This window comes from Micromonospora sp. NPDC003241, from assembly GCF_053589795.1.
In genome coordinates, this window is the sequence record NZ_JBSFSO010000097.1 from 1 (window position 1) to 1,790 (window position 1,790).

General features: G+C 68.3%; 2 protein-coding genes. Both read left to right on the top strand.

From position 1 onward, the window contains the following. The coding region (locus tag ACWDVW_RS32555) for a non-reducing end alpha-L-arabinofuranosidase family hydrolase (protein ID WP_449956812.1) at nt 1–435 on the top strand (435 nt) is incomplete at its 5' end. A gap of 231 nt (nt 436–666) precedes the next feature. Then, nucleotides 667–1,790: poly(ethylene terephthalate) hydrolase family protein (locus ACWDVW_RS32560; RefSeq protein ID WP_449956815.1), on the top strand; the 1,124-nt coding region annotated here is incomplete at its 3' end.

Sequence of the window (1,790 nt, forward strand, 5' to 3'; positions counted from 1 at the left end):
CGGGCCAGCATGCCCATCGGCAACTTCCCCGGCAGCTTCGGCTCGAACTACACCACGATCATGACCGACACCACGAACAACCTCTTCGAAGGCGTGCAGGTCTACAAACTCGAAGGCGAGAGCCGATACCTCATGCTCGTCGAGGCCATCGGCTCCCAAGGACGCTACTTCCGCTCGTTCACCGCCACCAGCCTGGGCGGCACCTGGACCCCGCAGGCGGCCACCGAGAGCAACCCCTTCGCCGGTAAGGCCAACAGCGGCGCCACCTGGACCAACAACATCAGCCACGGCGAACTCATCCGCACCAACGCCGACCAGACCATGACCGTCAACGCCTGCAACCTGCAACTGCTCTACCAGGGACGTTCCCCCAACTCCGGCGGCGACTACGGCCTCCTGCCCTACCGCCCCGGAATCCTCACCCTGCAACGCTGATCCCTTTGCAGGTCCGGCTCGGGCACAGCCGGCGCGGGCGGGTCCGGTGCATACCGGACCCGCCCATCCCACACCCACCGCCACCACCAGGAGGTATCGACAGTGCGAGGACATGCGCCCCCTCCCCTGCCCTCGGGGATCACTGACGCTCACCGCGCGTCGCCCGGCTTTCGGGGACGACTGCTCAAGCTCGCCGCCGCCGGACTCGCCACCGCCGTCGGGTTGCTCACCATGACGTTGGCGACCGGGTCCGCGTCGGCCGCCGACAACCCGTACCAGCGGGGCCCGGACCCTACCCGGAACAGCGTCGCGGCCGAGAACGGCCCGTTCGCCAACACGTCGGTCAGCGTCCCGACCGGGAACGGCTTCAACGGCGGTCGGATCTACTACCCGACCGACACCAGTCAGGGCACCTTCGGGGCCATCGCGATCTCGCCGGGCTACACCGCTCTGTTCTCCGCCGAGCTGGCCTGGATGGGGCCGTGGCTGGCCTCGCACGGTTTCGTGGTGATCGGCATCGAGACCAACAGCCGCAACGACTTCGACACGGCTCGGGGCACCCAGTTGCTCGCCGCGTTGGACTACCTGACGCAGCAGAGTACGGTGCGCAACCGGGTCGACCCGAACCGGTTGGCCGTCGCGGGTCACTCGATGGGCGGCGGCGGGGCGCTGAGCGCCGCGATGCGGCGTCCGTCGTTGAAGGCGGTGGCCGGCATCACGCCGTACTCGCCGTCGTCGAACCTGGCCAACGACCGGGTGCCCACGATGATCATCTCCGGGCAGGCGGACACGGTGGTGACCCCGTCCTACGCCCTCGGCCTGTACAACAGCATTCCGGCCACGACGGAGAGCGTCTACCTGGAGGTCGCCGGTGGTGACCACGGATTCATGGTCGGCCGGTCGAACCCGGTGCTGATCCGGACCATGCTGCCGTTCCTGAAGACGTTCGTCGACAACGACGCCCGGTACACCCAGTTCCTCTGCCCGCTGGTGGACAACAGCGGCGTGGTGACCTACCGCAACACGTGCCCGTTGTTGCCGCCGCCGACCGGCACGCCGACGCCGACCCCCACCACCCCCGGGCCGACCACGCCGCCGCCGACCACGCCGCCGCCCGGCTCCGCCAGCGAGATCGTCGGTACGCAGTCCGGCCGGTGCGTTGACGTCCCCAACTCGTCACGCACCAACGGCACCCGCGTCCAGCTCTACGACTGCAACAAGCAGACGAACCAGACCTGGACCTACAACAGCTCCACCAAGCAACTCCGCGTCTACGGCGACATGTGCCTCGACGCCGCCGGCACCGCCAACAGCGCCGCCGTCCAGATCTACACCTGCCACAACCAGACCAACCA